The organism is Halomonas sp. C10-5 (assembly GCF_057169305.1).
The window spans coordinates 2242751-2259881 of the sequence record NZ_CP175665.1 but is presented as its reverse complement, the minus strand read 5'-3'; the positions used below and the strand labels follow the sequence as shown (position 1 = coordinate 2259881).

At 65.3% G+C, this 17131-nt stretch carries 14 protein-coding genes; 12 read left to right on the top strand and 2 right to left on the bottom strand.

Annotation, left to right across the window (positions count from 1 at the left end; translation table 11 throughout):
• Window positions 1-3: 3 nt before the first annotated feature.
• The 4 genes from ACJ7IV_RS10545 (at window position 4) to ACJ7IV_RS10530 (ending at window position 5068) form a co-directional block, all read left to right on the top strand.
• Window positions 4-1068 carry an ABC transporter substrate-binding protein gene (locus tag ACJ7IV_RS10545; protein WP_483864345.1) on the top strand — a complete coding sequence of 355 codons (1065 nt, stop codon included), beginning with the start codon at window positions 4-6 and terminating at the stop codon, window positions 1066-1068.
• A 54-nt stretch (window positions 1069-1122) separates the two neighbouring features.
• The gene (locus tag ACJ7IV_RS10540; protein WP_483864344.1) at window positions 1123-2490 is read left to right on the top strand and encodes a glutamine synthetase family protein; all 1368 of its coding nucleotides are present in this window, start codon (window positions 1123-1125) and stop codon (window positions 2488-2490) included.
• Between the two features lie 54 nt (window positions 2491-2544).
• Window positions 2545-3624 carry an ABC transporter substrate-binding protein gene (locus tag ACJ7IV_RS10535; RefSeq protein ID WP_483864343.1) on the top strand — a complete coding sequence of 360 codons (1080 nt, stop codon included), beginning with the start codon at window positions 2545-2547 and terminating at the stop codon, window positions 3622-3624.
• 151 nt (window positions 3625-3775) lie between these two features.
• Complete coding sequence (locus ACJ7IV_RS10530; RefSeq protein WP_483864342.1) at window positions 3776-5068, top strand: NAD(P)/FAD-dependent oxidoreductase; 1293 nt, start codon at window positions 3776-3778, stop codon at window positions 5066-5068.
• Window positions 5069-5130: 62 nt separating this feature from the next.
• Here ACJ7IV_RS10530 and ACJ7IV_RS10525 read toward each other — a convergent pair whose 3' ends face one another.
• Entirely contained in the window at window positions 5131-6009 is an 879-nt protein-coding gene (locus ACJ7IV_RS10525; protein ID WP_232911012.1) for a MurR/RpiR family transcriptional regulator, read from the bottom strand.
• Between the two features lie 145 nt (window positions 6010-6154).
• Between ACJ7IV_RS10525 and ACJ7IV_RS10520 the strand changes: the two genes are divergently transcribed.
• The 7 genes from ACJ7IV_RS10520 (at window position 6155) to ACJ7IV_RS10490 (ending at window position 14090) form a co-directional block, all read left to right on the top strand.
• Window positions 6155-6952 carry an N-formylglutamate amidohydrolase gene (locus tag ACJ7IV_RS10520; protein WP_483864341.1) on the top strand — a complete coding sequence of 266 codons (798 nt, stop codon included), beginning with the start codon at window positions 6155-6157 and terminating at the stop codon, window positions 6950-6952.
• Complete coding sequence (locus ACJ7IV_RS10515; protein ID WP_483864340.1) at window positions 6945-7541, top strand: TRAP transporter small permease subunit; 597 nt, start codon at window positions 6945-6947, stop codon at window positions 7539-7541. Before ACJ7IV_RS10520 ends, ACJ7IV_RS10515 begins: the two co-directional genes overlap by 8 nt.
• Window positions 7541-8863 (top strand): TRAP transporter large permease, encoded by a 1323-nt coding sequence (locus ACJ7IV_RS10510; protein WP_483864339.1) that lies wholly within the window; start codon window positions 7541-7543, stop codon window positions 8861-8863. Before ACJ7IV_RS10515 ends, ACJ7IV_RS10510 begins: the two co-directional genes overlap by 1 nt.
• Before the next feature lie 83 nt (window positions 8864-8946).
• The gene (locus ACJ7IV_RS10505; protein ID WP_213313032.1) at window positions 8947-9999 is read left to right on the top strand and encodes a TRAP transporter substrate-binding protein; all 1053 of its coding nucleotides are present in this window, start codon (window positions 8947-8949) and stop codon (window positions 9997-9999) included.
• A 102-nt stretch (window positions 10000-10101) separates the two neighbouring features.
• Window positions 10102-11472, top strand: coding sequence for a glutamine synthetase family protein (locus tag ACJ7IV_RS10500; RefSeq protein WP_483864338.1), 1371 nt, complete (start codon window positions 10102-10104; stop codon window positions 11470-11472).
• Window positions 11473-11545: 73 nt separating this feature from the next.
• On the top strand, window positions 11546-12928 hold the full coding sequence (locus tag ACJ7IV_RS10495; RefSeq protein WP_483864337.1) for an aldehyde dehydrogenase family protein: 1383 nt from the start codon (window positions 11546-11548) through the stop codon (window positions 12926-12928).
• A 16-nt stretch (window positions 12929-12944) separates the two neighbouring features.
• Complete coding sequence (locus tag ACJ7IV_RS10490) at window positions 12945-14090, top strand: iron-containing alcohol dehydrogenase (RefSeq protein WP_483864336.1); 1146 nt, start codon at window positions 12945-12947, stop codon at window positions 14088-14090.
• Window positions 14091-14158: 68 nt separating this feature from the next.
• Here ACJ7IV_RS10490 and ACJ7IV_RS10485 read toward each other — a convergent pair whose 3' ends face one another.
• Complete coding sequence (locus tag ACJ7IV_RS10485; protein ID WP_483864335.1) at window positions 14159-15898, bottom strand: formate--tetrahydrofolate ligase; 1740 nt, start codon at window positions 15896-15898, stop codon at window positions 14159-14161.
• Between the two features lie 208 nt (window positions 15899-16106).
• On the opposite strand from ACJ7IV_RS10485, the gene ACJ7IV_RS10480 reads away from it, so the two are divergent.
• On the top strand, window positions 16107-17129 hold the full coding sequence (locus ACJ7IV_RS10480) for a GlxA family transcriptional regulator (RefSeq protein WP_483864334.1): 1023 nt from the start codon (window positions 16107-16109) through the stop codon (window positions 17127-17129).
• Window positions 17130-17131: the final 2 nt, after the last annotated feature.

Here is a 17131-nt window from a genome sequence, read left to right as displayed (position 1 = left end):
ATCATGACAATCAACAAGACCGCACTTGCCCTGTCCGTCGGCGCCGCGCTGCTCGCCAGCAGCGTCCAGGCCCAGGAGAACAAGCTCTACCTGTTCAACTGGACCGAGTACATGGACCCCGAGATCATCGAGGCCTTCGAGGAGAAGTACGACGTCGAGGTGGTGCAGAACTACTTCAACTCGCTGCCTGAGATGCTCTCCAAGCTCCAGGCCGGGGGTGTCTCCCAGTACGACATCATCGTGCCCTCCAACTACTATGTGCCGCGGCTGATCGAGACCGGCCTGGTGCAGAAGCTCGACAAGGCGAAGATTCCCAACTTCGCCAACGTCATGGAGCAGTTCCAGGACCCGGTGTTCGACCCGGGCGCCGAGTACACCGCCCCCTACCAGTGGGGCACCACCGGGGTGGTCTACAACACCGAGACCTTCCCCGATGCGCCCAAGAGCTGGTCGCTGCTGTTCGACCCCGAGGTCAATCCGGACCATCCCTTCGCGCTGATGGGGGACGGTCAGGTCAGCCTGGGTGGCGCCTGCGCCTACCTCGGCCACGGCTACGATTGCACCGACCCCGAGGGCTGGAAGGAGGCCGCCCGCCTGCTGATCGAGACCAAGGGGCGCGATACCTTCAGCGGCTTCACCGACGGCACCCCGGCGCTGCAGCAGCTGGCCCGCGGCGTGACCCATATCGGGCTCTCCTACAACGGCGACTACCTGTTCTTCAAGGACGAGGACCCGGAGTCCTTCGAAACCTTGGACTTCATGATCCCCGACGAGGGGGCCGAGATGTGGGTGGACTCGATGATGATCACCTCCGAGGCCCCCAATCCCGACATGGCCCACAAGTTTATCGACTTCATCCTAGATGCCGAGGTGGGCGCCCAGCTCTCCAACTACAACTACTACGCCAGCCCCAATGCCGCCGCCGAGCCTTACCTGGATGAGGTGCTGACCGTGCCGCCGGTGCAGCCCAGCGAGGATGACATGGCACGCCTGCGCTTCACGCCGAGCCTGGAGGGCGAGTCCCTGCAGATCTTCCAGCAGCTCTGGTCGGAGGTTCAGTCACGCTGAGCGGACGGCCCCCGGTGCGCCGGGGGCCGCCTTACCATGAGCAAGGACATACCCATGAGTAACCGACAGGAGCAGCCGCTCCTCAACGACTGGTTCCAGAATCACGGTATCACCGAGGTGGAGTGCCTGGTCAGCGACCTGACCGGCATCCTCAAGGGCAAGATCATGCCCGCCGGCAAGTATCTCAATGGCGGGCGACCGCGCCTGCCCGACTCGATCTTCATCCAGACCGTCACCGGGGGCTATCCCGATGACGAGGATATCCGTTTCTGGAATCCCGCCGAGCGGGACATGGAGCTGGTGCCCGATCCCAAGGCCGTCTTCCTGGTGCCCTGGGCCGAGGATCCCACCGCCCAGATCATCCACGACTGCTACTACCTGACCGGCGAGCCGGTGGAACTGGCGCCGCGCCATGTGCTCAAGCGGGTGCTGGAGCTCTATGCCAAGCGTGGCTGGACCCCGGTGATCGCCCCCGAGGTGGAGTTCTACCTGGTCAAGACCAACACCGACTCCGACTACCCCCTGGAGCCGCCCATCGGCCGTACCGGGCGCCAGGAGAGCAGCCGTCAGTCCTTCTCCATCGATGCGGTCAACGAGTTCGATCCGCTGTTCGAGGAGATGTACGACTACTGCGAGGCCATGAATCTCGACCTGGACACCCTGATCCACGAAGAGGGGGCGGGTCAGATGGAGGTCAACTTCCAGCATGGCGACCCGCTGGCACTGGCCGACCAGGTGGTGATGTTCAAGCGCACCCTGCGCGAGACGGCGCTGCGCCACGGCATGTACGCCACCTTCATGGCCAAGCCCATGGCCAACGAGCCGGGCAGCTCCATGCATATCCACCAGAGCCTGCTGGACGCCAAGGACGGGCATAACGTCTTCGCCGGCGACGACGGCCAGCCCAGCCGGCTCTTCCACCACTTCATCGGCGGCCTGCAGAAGTACCTGCCGGCGGTGATGCCGCTGCTGGCCCCCAACGTCAACTCCTATCGTCGCCTGATGCGCACCGAGAGCAGCGGTTCGGCGCCGATCAACGTGGAGTGGGGCATGGACAACCGCACGGTGGGGCTGCGGGTGCCGGTCTCGTCGCCCGAGGCGACCCGTGTGGAGAACCGCCTGGCCGGCGCCGACGCCAACCCCTACCTGGTGATGGCGGCCTCGTTGGCCTGCGGCTACCTGGGGATGCTCAGCCAGTTGGAGCCGCGCCCGCCGATGACCGGCTCCGCTTGGTCCGGCGGCCACAAGCTGCCCGACGATATCGGTCCGGCTCTGGACCTGCTGCACGACTGCCAGCCCCTGGCCGATATCCTCGGTGAGCGCTTTACCCACAGCTACCTGGCGGTGAAGCGCGCCGAGCATCGTGCCTATTTCCAGGTGATCAGTTCCTGGGAGCGGGAGCATCTGCTGCTCAGGGTCTAGGCTTACTGCCGGGCGCCTCGACTCGCCCGGTGATCCGCAACAGGGAGAAAGACGATGCCGATGACACCAAGACGCTGGGCGCCGCTCGCCGGACTGGGCCTGCTCACGCTGAGCGTGGCCGCGGCCGCCGACGACGGCAAGCTGCGGCTATTCAACTGGTCGGACTACATGGATCCGGCCATCATCGAGGACTTCGAGGAGGAGAGTGGCCTGGAGGTGGTACAGAACTACTACAACTCCAACGCCGAACTGTTCTCCAAGCTCACCGCCGGGGGCGACGCCCAGTACGACCTGATCGTGCCCTCGGACTACTTTGTGCCGCGGCTGATCGACGCCGGGCTGGTGCGTCCCCTGGCCGCCGAGGGCGAGGCGCTGGAAGGGCACGACAATATCCTCGACGAGTTCCGCGCACCCAGCTATGACCCCGAGGGCGCCTATACCGTGCCCTACCTGTGGGGCGCCACCGGTATCGTCTACAACACCGAGACCTGGCCCGACCCGGCACCGAGCTGGGGCCTGCTCTATGATCCCGAGGTCAACGGCGACTACCCCTTCGCGCTGCTCAAGGGTGACGCCCAGTTCACCTTCGGCACCGCCTGCGCCTTCCAGGGGGCCGGCTTCGACTGCGTGGGGCAGGAGCCCTGGGTAGCGGCGGCCAGGCAGGTCATCGAGACCCGCGGCCGAGACAACTTCGTCGGCTTCGTGGATGCCACGGCGGCCATCGAACAGGTGGCCAACGGGGTGATTCACGCCGGCGTCGCCTACAACGGTGACCTCGCCGGCAAGCGTGCCGAGGATCCCGAGACCTACGGCAAGCTGGGTTTCTTCATCCCCGAGGAGGGATCCCAGCGCTGGGTCGACGTGCTGGCGATCCCGGCGCGCGCCCCGAACCCCGAGGCGGCGCAGGCCTTTATCGAGTACCTGCTGCGTCCCGAGGTGGCCGCCCGACTGGCCAACTACAACTTCTATACCACGCCCAACGAGGCGGCCCTGTCGCTGGTCAACGATGCCCTGCGCGAACCGCCGGTGATGCCCGACGAGGCCGCCCGCGAGCACTTGCATTTCACCCCCTCGGTGAGTGGCGAGCAGCTGGAGCTGCTCCAGGAGCTGTGGAACGAGGCGCGCAGCCGCTGAGGTTGGCCGCGCTCGCCATCACGCCGCCGGGGGCACCTCCGGCGGCGTCTTTTTTTTGGTGAATATATAGTGCCGTTATGTTTGCCATTTTCCTGACGAGGTCGGTAATATGGCGAATAGGTGTTGAATAAAATTTCCAATGGGGGGTCTCATGTCCGTCTCGTTCGAGCCCGATCACGCCGCGTCCTGGTACGCCGCCACCGCCAACCCTGCTTCCGAGCGCCCCGCCCTCGAGGGCGAGGTCGAGTGTGATGTCTGCGTGGTGGGCGCCGGCTTCACCGGCATCTCCGCCGCCCTGCACCTGGCGGAGCGGGGCCTCTCGGTGGTGGTGCTGGAGGCCGTGCGGGTCGGCTACGGCGCCTCCGGGCGCAATGGCGGCCAGATCGTCAACAGCTACAGCCGCGACATGGACGTGATCGAGGCCAAGTACGGTGCCGAGACCGCCCGTGCCCTGGGCGACATGGCCTTCGAGGGCAACCGCATCATCCGCGAGCGCGTCGAGCGCTATGCCATCGACTGCGATCTCAGGGACGGCAACCTCTTCGCCGCCTGCAATCAAAAGCAGCTCGAGGGGCTGCGCGAGCACCAGGCGCTCTGGGAGCGCTATGGCTACCGCGAGCTCGAACTGCTGGAAGGCGAGGCACTCAAGCGCGAGGTAAATTCCGACCGCTACACTGGCGCCCTGGTGGATCACGGCGGCGGCCACCTGCACCCGCTCAACCTGGTGCTGGGTCAGGCCGCCGCCCTGGAGTCGCTCGGCGGGCGTATCTTCGAATACTCGCCGGTGACCGGCCTTGCGCATGGCGAGCCCGTGGTGGTGAGCACCGCCAATGGCTGGGTACGCGCCGAGCGGGTGGTGATGGCGGGCAACGCCTACCTCAAGGGGGTGCTGCCGGAGATCGAGGGCAGGTCGATGCCCTGCGGCACCCAGATCATCACCACCGAGCCGCTGGGCGAGGAGCGGGCCCGTCAGCTGATTCCCAATGGCCTGGCGGTGGAGGACTGCAACTACCTGCTCGACTACTACCGCCTGACCCGCGACAACCGCCTGCTCTACGGCGGTGGGGTCAACTACGGCGGCAGTGACCCGGCGGACATCACGGCGGTGATCCGTCCCAAGATGCTCAAGACCTTTCCCGAACTCGCCGACGTCAAGGTCGACTACGCCTGGAGCGGCACCTTCTTGATGACCCTGAACCGTCTGCCGCAGTTCGGGGTGGTCAACGGCAATGTCTACTACGCCCAGGGCTATTCCGGCCACGGCGTCACTTGCACCCATCTCGCCGGCAAGCTGATCGCCGAGGTGATGCACGGCCAGGGGGAGCGCTTCGATGCCTTCGCCGGGCTGCCACAGTTGCCATTCCCGGGGGGGCGCCTGCTGCGGGTGCCGCTCTCGGCCGTCGGCGCCTGGTATTACCAGACCCGCGACAGGTTGGGGATATAAGCACCGTTCCCCCCCTTACCGATGCCGGGACAATGACCGGCGCGGGAGGCGGGGGCGGTTGATCAGCTGAACTTTCGGAACAGGCTCGTCATGTCGAACAGCTCATCCAGTCGCTCATAGCGATCACGGGCTTCCGGCCAGCGCTGCTCCTGCACCGCGGCGATCATGGTCTCCAGCAGCATCATGGTCGCCACGCTGGAATCCCATCCCGAGGGAATCTCGACCCAGCAGTTGAAGGTGAAGTCGGCCAGCGAGGAGATGGGGGAGCCCCACTGGTCGGTGAACAGCACGACGCGCACGTCACGCTTACGCACCATCTCCGTGAGCCGCAGCAGGTTGGTCTCGTAACGGCGGATATCGAAGATCAGCAGGGTCTCACCCGGCTCCATGTCCAGTACGTAGTGTGGCCAGGTGCCGGAAGACGAGGTCATATGGGTCACGCGAGGGCGCACCGCCTGGAAGTGCGTGAAGGCGTAGTCGGCGAGCGCCTGGGTGATGCGTCCGCCGACGATGTAGAGCCGCCGGTCGGCATCGGCCAGTTGAGCGGTGGCCCGGTCGAACCGCTCCGTCTCGATATGCGCGAAGGTCTGCTGGATGTTGCCCGTGACCGCCTGGGCGAAGCGGTTGAGCAGATGGGTCTCGGGGGCTTCGGATGACCAGTTGGCGCGCCTCTGGGTAGGGCCGACCCCCGTTGCCTCCAGCTCGCCCAGAAGCGCCCGGTGAAACTCCGGGTAGCCCTTGAACCCCAGCTTCTTGACCATCCTTGCCACCGTTGGAGAGGAGACGCCCACGTTGCCAGCCACGATGGTGATGGAGGCCAGGCCGGCCGCTGGATAGTTGTCGAGCAGGGCGTTGGCAAACTTGCGTTCCGCTTGCGTGAGCGCTGGGTAATGCTGGCGGATCAGCTCTCGCACGGTGGGGGGGGAGTTGGCGGTCGTCATGACGAGTCCTTCATAACGCGTCCTTCCTGGTAGGCATCGGTTACCCGATTACACGGGCGGATCGACGTTGAAACGGTGATTGAATAAATATTGACACCCCGACTTTTCGACGTCTATATCTTTACAGGACCGTGGAGGAGTCCTGATGTCCAGCGCAATCGAGTCGTCATCCCCGAGTGTCGAGATCCATAACCGTCAGGGCAGCGGCCCCGCCGTGATCCTGTGCGAACATGCGTCTCATCAAATCCCCGAGCGATACCATGACCTGGGTCTGAAGCCCGAGCATCGTTGCAGTCACGCGGCATGGGATCCCGGTGCTAGGGCCGTGGCCGTGACGCTGTCGGCGATGCTGGATTCGCCGCTGGTAGCCAGCCGGATCTCCAGGCTGGTCTACGACTGCAACCGTCCTCCCGAGGCGGAAAGCGCGATGCCCGAGCGCGTGGAAGTCATCGACGTGCCGGGCAATCACCAGCTGACGGCAGATGAGCGCTTGGCCCGGGTCGAGGCGGTCTATCGTCCGTTCTGCGACGCCGTGGCTCGGGTGATCGCCGAGCGTGCGTCGCGCCGTGCCCCGACGGTGCTGATCACTATCCATAGCTTCACGCCGAGCTTTCACGGTCAGGCCCGCACGGTCGAGATCGGCATCCTGCATGATGTCGACCGGCGAATGGCCGATGCGATGCTGGCGCTATCCCACCTCCTGCCGCATCGAAAGATTCAGCGTAATGCCCCCTATGGACCCGAGGATGGGGTCACCCATTCACTGAAGCGGCATGGCATCGACAACGGGCTGGCGAATGTGATGATCGAGATTCGCAATGACCTGCTGGCCACGCCGGAAGGGGAGGACACCCTGGCTCGGGAGCTGTCGCAGTTGATCCTGCCCGCGCTGGACACCTTGGGGATCGCGTCGGTGGCTCGGGAGGGTCAGCAAGATGCCTAGGGCCATCCTGATCTATATCGGTGCCATCGACGCCATGAACCGTGTCATCGGTCGAATGGCGATGTACCTGATCTTCGTCCTGATGGCGGTACTGCTCTGGTCATCGACCTCTAAGGTGTTCATGACGCCCTCGGCGTGGACGCTGGAAACTGCGCAATTTGTCATGGTGGCCTATTTCGTGCTGGGGGGGCCCTACTCGATCCAGATGGGTTCGAATGTGCGCATGGACCTCTTCTATGGCGACTGGAGCCCGAAGACCAAGGCCTGGGTCGATGCCATCACGGTCTTCTTCCTGATCTTCTATCTCGGCGTGCTGCTCTATGGCGGCTTGGTGTCGACGGCCTATTCGCTCGGCTACTTCGGCAGCGAGCCGTTCGACTTCTTCCTGTCCCTCATCGCTACCTTCTTCACCGAGGGCCCGTCGGCGGCGGGAGAGAAGCTCGGCTTCCTGGAACGCAGCCCCACGGCCTGGCGACCCTGGCTCTGGCCGATCAAGACAATACTATGTCTCGGCGTGTTCCTGATGATCCTTCAGTCCCTCGCCGAGTTCTTCAAGGATATCGGCCGTCTGCGCGGGGTGCTCGACTGATGCCGTACGAGATGATCGCCATCGTGATGTTCAGCGCCATGATGCTGATGCTGTTTACCGGCCAGCGTGTGTTCGGCGCCATTGGTTTCGTCGGTGCACTGGCCGGTGTCCTGCTGTGGGGCACGGGCGGGGTCGATATCCCGTTTTCATCGGCGATGAAGCTGATGAAATGGTATCCGCTGCTGACCCTTCCGATGTTCATCTTCATGGGCTATGTGCTCTCGGAGAGTCGCATCGCCGATGACCTCTACCGCATGTTCCATGTCTGGATGGGGCCGGTCAGGGGAGGCCTTGCCATCGGGACGATAGGACTCATGGTGCTCATCTCGGCCATGAACGGCCTGTCGGTGGCCGGGATGGCGATCGGTGCCACGATCGCCTTGCCCGAACTGCTGCGGCGGGGCTACGACAAGATCATGGTGACCGGCGTCATCCAGGCGGGCTCCAGTCTCGGGATTCTCGTGCCGCCCTCGGTGGTGCTGGTGCTGTACGCGATGATCGCGCGCCAGCCCGTCGGGCAGCTGTGGCTTGCCGGGGTGCTGCCGGGGCTGATGATGGCGACGCTGTTCATCATCTATATCTATGTCCGCTGCCGCCTGCAGCCCTCCCTGGGCCCGGTCCTGCCTGTCGAGGAGCGCGATATATCGCTGGCCGAGAAACTGCGCCTGCTGAGGGCGGGCCTGCTGCCGCTGGTCATCTTTGCCGTGATGATGGTGCCCTTCGTCAAGGGCTGGACATCACTGGTCGAGAGTTCCGCCGTGGGGGCGGTGACTGCGCTGCTGGCGGCAACGCTCAAGGGGCGGATGACCCGTAGGGTGTTCGAGGTATCGGTGCGCCAGACCCTGGCCATCACCTGCATGTTCATGTGGATCATCCTGGCCGCGCTCGCCTTCGGCGCCATCTTCGACGGGCTGGGCGCGGTCAAGGCCATCGAGGACCTCTTCACCGAGCGCCTGGGGCTGTCGCCCTGGATGATCCTGATCCTGATGCAGCTCAGCTTCATCGTGATGGGGACCTTCCTCGACGATACCGCCATGCTGGTGATCGTGGCGCCGCTCTATGTCCCGCTGGTCGATGCGCTCGGCTTCGACCTGATCTGGTACGGGGTGCTCTACACGATCACCACCCAGATCGCCTACATGACGCCGCCGTTCGGCTACAACCTGTTCCTGATGCGTGCCATGGCGCCGCCCGAGATCGGGCTGCGCGATATCTATCGGTCGATCCTCCCCTTCGTCTTGGTGATGACGGTCGCCCTCAGCCTGGTGATGGTCTTTCCGCAGATTGCACTCTGGCTTCCGGGCTATATCTATGGGAGCTGACCATGGCAGGAACCAACAACAAGAGCCTCACCAGGGGCCGACAACGTGTCACATCCGGTAGTTAACACCAGGAGAGCGAGAAAATGACAACAAGACGCAAGTTTCTGATCAATGCAGCGGCCGGTGCCGCCATCGCGCCGTTGGCCTCACGGGTCATGGCCCAGTCTTCCTCCGAGCCCACCATCAAGTGGCGCATGCAGACCTATGCCGGTGCCGCCCTGGCGGAGCATGTCGCCAAGCCGGCCATCGACCTGTTCAACCGGATCGCCGGGGACCGCATGCAGATCGAGCTCTACTATGCCGACCAGCTGGTACCGACGGGTGAGCTCTTCCGTGCGATGCAGCGCGGCACCATCGATGCCGTGCAATCGGACGACGACTCCATGGCATCCCCCACCGAGGTCACCGTCTTCGGTGGCTACTTCCCCTTCGGGTCACGGTACAGCCTCGATGTGCCGGTGCTCTTCAACCAGTATGGGCTGAAGGAGATCTGGGAGGAGGAGTACGCCAAGGTCGGTGTCAAGCATGTCAGCGCAGGTGCCTGGGATCCCTGCCATTTCGCCACCAAGGAGCCGATCCGCAGCCTCAAGGATCTGGAGGGCAAGCGCATCTTTACCTTCCCCACCGCGGGACGCTTCCTGTCGCAGTTCGGCGTGGTGCCGGTGACCCTGCCCTGGGAGGACATCGAGGTGGCCGTGCAGACCGGCGAGCTGGATGGCATCGCCTGGTCCGGCATCACCGAGGACTATACGGTGGGCTGGGCCGACGTCACCAACTACTTCCTGACCAACAACATCTCGGGTGCCTGGATCGGGCACTTCTTCGTCAACATGGAGCGCTGGAACGAGCTCCCGGAAGACCTGCGCCTGCTGTTCGAGGTGTGTTGCGAACAGTCCCACTATTACCGCCAGCACTGGTACTGGGGCGGCGAGGCCAAGCTGCGTGTCCATGGCGACAAGCTGGAGCTCACCTCGATTCCCGATGCCGAGTGGGATCAGGTGGAAGCCGCCGCCCAGGAATTCTGGGATGAGATCGCGGCGGAGTCGGAGACCAAGGCCAGGGTGGTCGAGATCTTCAAGCAGTACAACGCCGATATGCGCAAGGCCGGGCGGCCCTACCGCTACACCGATGCCTGATCGGGTCACATGCCCCGGCGGCGCCGGGGCATCTCTACTTGGCAAGGCGCCGCCCTGATGTGGGCAGGCATTGATTTCTGGATGCGATGAGGAGCGTCGGCAATGACCAACGCGCTGGCTTTGGATGCCCTTGAGAAGCTGAAGGCCAAGGTGGGAAGCGGTGAGGTGGACACGGTGCTCGTCTGCATCGTCGACATGCAGGGGCGCCTGATGGGCAAGCGGCTCCATGCGCGTCACTTCGTGGAGGAGGGGTGGGGCGAGACCCATTGCTGCAACTACCTGCTGGCCACCGATCTCGAGATGGAAACGCCGGATGGCTATGCCAGCACCTCCTGGAGTGCCGGCTACGGCGACTACATCATGAAACCGGATCTCACCACGCTGCGGCCTGTGCCATGGCTGGAAGGCACGGCCATGGTGCTGTGCGATGTGCTGGATCATCACACTCACGACCCGGTGCCCCATGCCCCGCGTACCATCCTCAAGCGCCAGCTCGCACGGCTGGAGGCGCTGGGCTTCGATGCGGTCATGGCCACCGAGCTCGAGTTCTTCCTGTTCGCGGAGAGCCTCGACGAGATCCGCAGGAACGGGTTTCGCGATATCGAGCCGATCAGCGGCTATAACGAGGACTACCATATCTTCCAGACCACCAAGGAAGAGCATGTGTTGCGTCCCCTGCGCAACCATCTCTACGCGGCTGGCATACCGGTGGAAGGCACCAAGGGCGAGGCCGGTTCCGGCCAGGGGGAGCTCAATATCCGCTATGCGAAGGCGCTCGATACGGCGGACTATCACACCATCGCCAAGCATGCGACCAAGGAGATCGCCTGGCAGCAGGGCAGGGCGGTGACCTTCATGCCCAAGTGGCACCACGGCCATTCGGGCAGCTCCACCCATATCCATCAGTCACTGTGGCAGGGAGACGCCCCTGCCTTCTTCGACGCAGACGATGCCCATGGCATGTCGGCGCTGATGAAGCACTACCTGGCCGGCCTGCTGAAATACGCGCCCGACTATACCTACTTCCTGGCCCCCTATATCAACAGCTACAAGCGTTTCCAGAAGGGCTCCTTCGCTCCTACGCGAACGGTCTGGTCGGTCGACAACCGCACCGCCGGGTTTCGCCTCTGCGCCGACAACACGCGGGCGGTGCGCATCGAGTGCCGCATCGGCGGCTCGGACCTGAACCCCTATCTGGCCATGGCGGGGCAGCTCGCCGCCGGCATCCAGGGCATCGAGGAGAGGCTCGAACTTCCCCCGCCCGCCAAGGGGGACACCTATGAGGGAGAGACGGGTCTGATCCCGCAGAACCTGCGCGATGCCATGCACGCGCTGAAGGGGTCTTCCATGCTGCGCGAGGCCATGGGGGATGCGGTGGTCGACCACTACGTCCGTGCCGCCGAGGTGGAGCTCGAGGACTTCGACCGGGTGGTGACCGATTACGAGGTGGCACGGGGCTTCGAGCGCTCGTGACCGAGCGCCAGGTTGGCCGGGACCCTGCGCACGGGAGCAGGGGAGGCGCACTTTCCACAGACTGGAGAAGACGATGGGTCATATCCTGACATGCATCTCGCCGATCGACGGGTCGGTCTACGCCGAGCGTGAAGCCCTGTCGCTTGCGGCTGCGCAACAGGCCGCCGCACGGGCGCGCTCGGCCCAGGCGAGCTGGGCGGCCCGCCCGATCCAGGAAAGGATCGAGCTGGTGCGAGCGGGCATCGCCGCCGTGGGTGCCATGAACGACGAGGTGGTGCCGGAGTTGGCGCACATGATGGGCCGCCCTGTTCGCTATGGTGGCGAGTTCGCTGGCTTCGAGGAGCGTGGTGCCCATATGGCGGCCATCGCCGAGGAGGCGCTGGCCGATATCGCGGTGGGCGAGGATGCCACGGTCAAGCGCTTCATCAAGCGCATTCCCCACGGTGTGGTGCTGGTGGTGGCCCCCTGGAATTACCCCTACATGACGGCGATCAATACGCTGGCCCCGGCCCTGATCGCGGGGAATACGGTATTGCTCAAGCATGCCACCCAGACCCTGCTGGTCGGCGAGCGGCTGGCGCGTGCCTTCCACTCGGTCGGGGTGCCCGAGGAGGTGTTCCAGAACGTCTTCCTGGATCACGCCACCACCTCGGCATTGATCGCCGAGCGGGCCTTCGACTTCGTCAACTTCACCGGCTCGGTAGGCGGGGGGCGCGCCATGGAGACGGCGGCTGCCGGCACCTTCACCGGGCTGGGCCTGGAACTGGGCGGCAAGGATCCGGGCTATGTCATGGAGGATGCCGACCTCGATGCCGCGGTCGCTACCCTGATCGACGGGGCGATGTTCAACTCGGGGCAGTGCTGCTGCGGGATCGAGCGCATCTATGTGCACGAGAGCCTCTTCGAGGCCTTCGTCGACAAGGCGGTTGCGATCGTCGAGGGCTACAAGCTGGGCAACCCCCTGGCCGCCGATACCGATATCGGTCCGATGGCGAATATCCGCTTTGCCCGGGAGGTACGTGCCCAGATCGACGAGGCCCTGGCGGCTGGTGCGACGGCGCATATTGCCCGCAAGGCCGAGGATGATGGGGGCGCCTACCTGACGCCGCAGATCCTCACCCGGGTGACCCATGAGATGCGCGTGATGCGTGACGAGAGCTTCGGGCCGGTGGTCGGCATCATGCCGGTGGCGGACGATGAAGAGGCGATCCGGCTGATGAATGACAGCCGGTTCGGCCTGACGGCCAGCCTGTGGACCGCAGATATCGAGCGGGCCCAGCGCGTGGGCGACCGCGTCGAGACAGGTACCGTGTTCATGAATCGCGCCGACTACCTGGACCCGGGCCTGTGCTGGACCGGCTGCAAGGACACGGGGCGCGGCGGTGGCCTGTCGGTGATCGGCTACCACAATCTGACCAGGCCGAAGTCCTACTATTTAAAGAAAACAAAAACATGATCAAGAAGGTGACGACATGATGCTGACCGGAAACTGGACCTATCCCACCGCTATCCGCTTCGGTGCGGGGCGGATCAAGGAGCTACCAGAGGCCTGTGCCGAGGCGGGCATGAACCGACCGCTGCTGGTCACCGACCGTGGCCTGGCGGACCTGCCGATCACCCGGACAGCGCTGGATATCCTCGAGGCAGCGGGCCTCGGCCGCAGCCTGTTTGCCGAGGTGGATCCCAATCCGAACGAACAGAATCTGGCGGCAGGGGTCGAGGCCTTCCGGGCCGGCGGCCATGACGGGGTGGTCGCGTTCGGCGGGGGCTCGGGGCTGGACCTGGGCAAGATGGTGGCATTCATGTCCGGCCAGACGCGTCCGGTGTGGGATTTCGAGGATATCGGTGACTGGTGGAAGCGCGCAGATGCCGAGACGATTGCCCCCATCGTGGCGGTGCCCACCACCGCCGGGACCGGTTCGGAGGTCGGCCGAGCCAGCGTCATCACCAACTCCCGCACCCATGAGAAGAAGATCATCTTCCATCCCAGGGTACTGCCCAGGGTGGTGCTGTGTGATCCCGAACTGACGGTCGGCATGCCCCGGCCGATCACCGCCGGGACCGGGCTGGATGCCTTCGCCCACTGCGTCGAGGCGTTCTCCAGCCCGCATTATCACCCGATGAGTCAGGGCATCGCGCTGGAGGGCATGCGCCTGGTCAAGGAGTACCTGCCGCGCGCCTATGCCGACGGCACCGACCTGGAAGCGCGGGCGCACATGATGAGTGCGGCACTCATGGGGTCCACGGCGTTCCAGAAGGGGCTGGGGGCTATCCACGCGATGAGTCACCCGATAGGTGCCGTTTTCAACACCCACCATGGCACCACCAATGCGATCTGCATGCCGGCGGTGCTCGAGTTCAATGCCGACATGATTCGCGAGCGGTTCGACATGGCGGCCGGTTATCTGGGTATCGAGGGTGGCTTCGATGGCTTCCGGACCTTCGCGCAGGAGCTCAATGATCGGCTGGGCATCCCGCGGACCCTCTCCGAGGTCGGGGTCACCCCGGATCGCCTCGACGACCTGGCTGCCATGGCGATCCAGGACCCCAGCTGTGGCGGAAACCCGGTGACCCTGACCGTGGAGAACCTCAAGACACTGTTCCACCGCTGCCTGTGACCGATGCCCGGTATGGGTGTCATTTGCCGGGGGAGTCAACGCCAGGCGTTCGTCGCCTACCGCGGATGTCAGGTGAGTCCCGTGATCTCTCCCCGGTCATCGATATCGAGCCGTGTGGCGGCGGGTGAGGCACTGAATCCCGGCATGGTGAGGATGTTTCCGGCCAGGGCGTAGACGAAGCCCGCCCCGGCGGAAAGGCGCACCTCGCGCACCGGCAGCCGCCAGCCGGTCGGGGCGCCGAGCCGTTTCGGGTCGGCCGACAGCGACATATGTGTCTTGGCGATGCACGCCGGATAGGCTCCGTAGCCCTGGCGCTGCCAGGTCTCCAGTCGATCGCGTGTGCCGGGGGCGAAGTCGACCCCCTCGGCGCCGTAGAGGCGCGTGGCGATGCGCTCGATCTTCTCCGCCAGCGCCATCTCGGCGGGGTAGAGGAAGTGGAAGCCGTTGCCGGTGGTGTCGGCCTCGTCGATCGCCGCGATCAGCGCCTCTGCCAGGGCCATGGCACCCTCGCCGCCGTCACGCACATGAGTGGAGACTTCGGCGCGCACCCCCACCGAGGCGCACAGCTCGCGGACGGCGGCATGCTCGCTCGGGTGGTCTCCGGGGAAGGCATTGATCGCCACCACGGGGGTGAGGCCGTGGGCGCGCACGTTGTCGATCTGTTTGAGCAGGTTGGCGCCACCCTCCCGGACCTCGTCCGGGGATTCCCCGAGCAGCGAGGCGGGCAGTGGCTGGCCGGGCATCACACGGTGGCGGCCGCTGTGGTACTTCAGGGCGCGTACCGTGACCACCAGCACCGCGGCATCCGGGACGAGGCCCGAGGCCCGGCACTTGATGTTGAAGAAGCGCTCGGCGCCCATGTCGGCACCGAAACCCGCCTCGGTGATCAGGAAGTCGCCGGCGTGAAGGCCGATGCGGTCGGCGACGATCGAGGAGTTGCCGTGGGCGATGTTGCCGAAGGGGCCGGCATGGATCAGCGCCGGGGCGTGCTCCAGGGTCTGCAGCAGGTTGGGTTTGAGCGCCTCCTTGAGCAGCACCGTCATGGCACCGGCGGCGCCGATCTGTTCGGCGGTGACCGGCTCGCCGTCGTGGTCCAGTCCCACGATCAGCCGGCCCAGGCGGCGGCGCAGGTCGGCCAGGGAGTCGGCCAGCGCCAGTATCGCCATCACCTCCGAAGCGGCGGTGATCTCGAAGCCGCCCTGGCGGGGGACCCCGTCGCTGCGTCCGCCGAGGCCCATCACCAGATGCCGCAAAGCGCGGTCGTTGAGGTCGATGACACGCTGCCAGCGTACCTCGCGGGAATCCAGCTCGGGGGCCAGGCGATGGTGAAGGTGATTGTCCACCATAGCCGCCAGCAGGTTATGGGCCGCTCCCACCGCGTGGATGTCGCCGGTGAGGTGCAGATTGATGCGCTCCATGGGCAGTACCTGGCTATAGCCTCCGCCGGTGGCACCGCCCTTGAGCCCCAGCGTCGGGCCCATGGAGGGCTGGCGCAGGGCCACCGTGGCGATGTGGCCGAGGCGCTGGAGCCCCTGCACCAGGCCGATGGCGGTGGTGGTCTTGCCCTCCCCGGGCGGGGTGGGGGTCATCGAGGTCACCACCACGTAGCGTCCCCGAGGACGTTCGGCCAGGCTCGCCATGGCCGTCAGGTCGAGCTTGGCGATGCCGCGGCCATAGGGCTCCACCGCCTCGCCGGGCAGGCCCAGGCGATGGGCGATCTCCTCGATGGGCCAGAGTCTCGCCGCACGGGCGATGCTCAGGTTGTTTGCCGACGGGGCGGCCGCCGGTTCGCTCGCTTGTGGGGCCATCGCTCTCTTCTCCTGGGCAGCGGCGAGTCGTGCTCGTGTTGCGTTCAGTATCGTGCGCCTCGCGCGATACTCTTGCCTGCCGACGTCCGCGGCCTTGGGCGCAACGACATACCTCCTGTGCCTCTGCTCTTGCCGAAAGCCGAAGGGATGGGCTATGCCTGATGACAACCTCGCCGCGGTCGTGCGCTGGCGATGATCAGGAGGCGTGATGGATGCTCCCGTATCGGCCAAGGGTCACTATGACATCGGCTTCCTGCTACTGACAGGATTCTCGCAACTCGCCTTCTCCTCGGCACTGGAGCCATTGCGCATGGCCAACCATCTGGCCGAGCGCCCCCTCTATACCTGGCACCTGGTGAGTCGCGATGGCACCGCGGTGACGGCGAGCAGTGGCCTTCCCACGGCGGTGGACCAGGCACTGGAGCCCATGCCGCAACTGGACCTGTTGCTGGTGTGCGGTGGGGTGGACGTGCAGTCGCACTGCGATCGCGCGACGCTCACCTGGCTCCGGCGCCTGGCCGAACGGCACATCCCCCTGGGTGCCGTATGCACCGGAGGCTATGTGCTGGCCCGGGCGGGGCTGCTCGACGGCTATCGCTGCACCCTGCACTGGGAGCATATCGGCAGCCTTCACGAGGCGCGACGCTTCCCCGAGGTAACCTTCACCTCCCGGCTGTTCGTCATGGATCGCGACCGCTACACCTGCTCGGGCGGTATCGCCCCTCTGGACATGATGCTCAACCTGATCGGTCGCCAGCAGGGGCTGGCACTGGCCGAGGCGATCGCCGAGGAGTTCATCCACGAGCGGATCCGCGGCGTGGGCGATCGTCAGCGCAGCCCGCTGCGGGTGCGCCTGGGTCACAGCCATCCCAAGCTGGAGGAGGTGGCCACGCTGATGGAGGCCAACCTCCAGGAGCCATTGGCCCTGGACGAGCTGGCCCGCTATGCCGGCCTGTCGCGGCGCCAGCTGGAGCGCCTCTTCCAGCGCTACGTGGGCTGCCCGCCGCTCAAGTACTACCTGGAGCTGCGCCTGGCCCGGGCGCGGCTGCTGCTGCAGCAGACGCGGATGCCGATCACCGAGGTGGCCCTTGCCTGCGGTTTCGTCTCGCCGCCCCACTTCACCAAGTGCTACCACGACCACTTCGGCCACTCGCCCAGCGGCGAGCGCAAGCACCGGCAGCAGCGGCAAGCCGAGCTGGAAAACGCCGACGACCGGCTGCCTCGAGCCTGAGG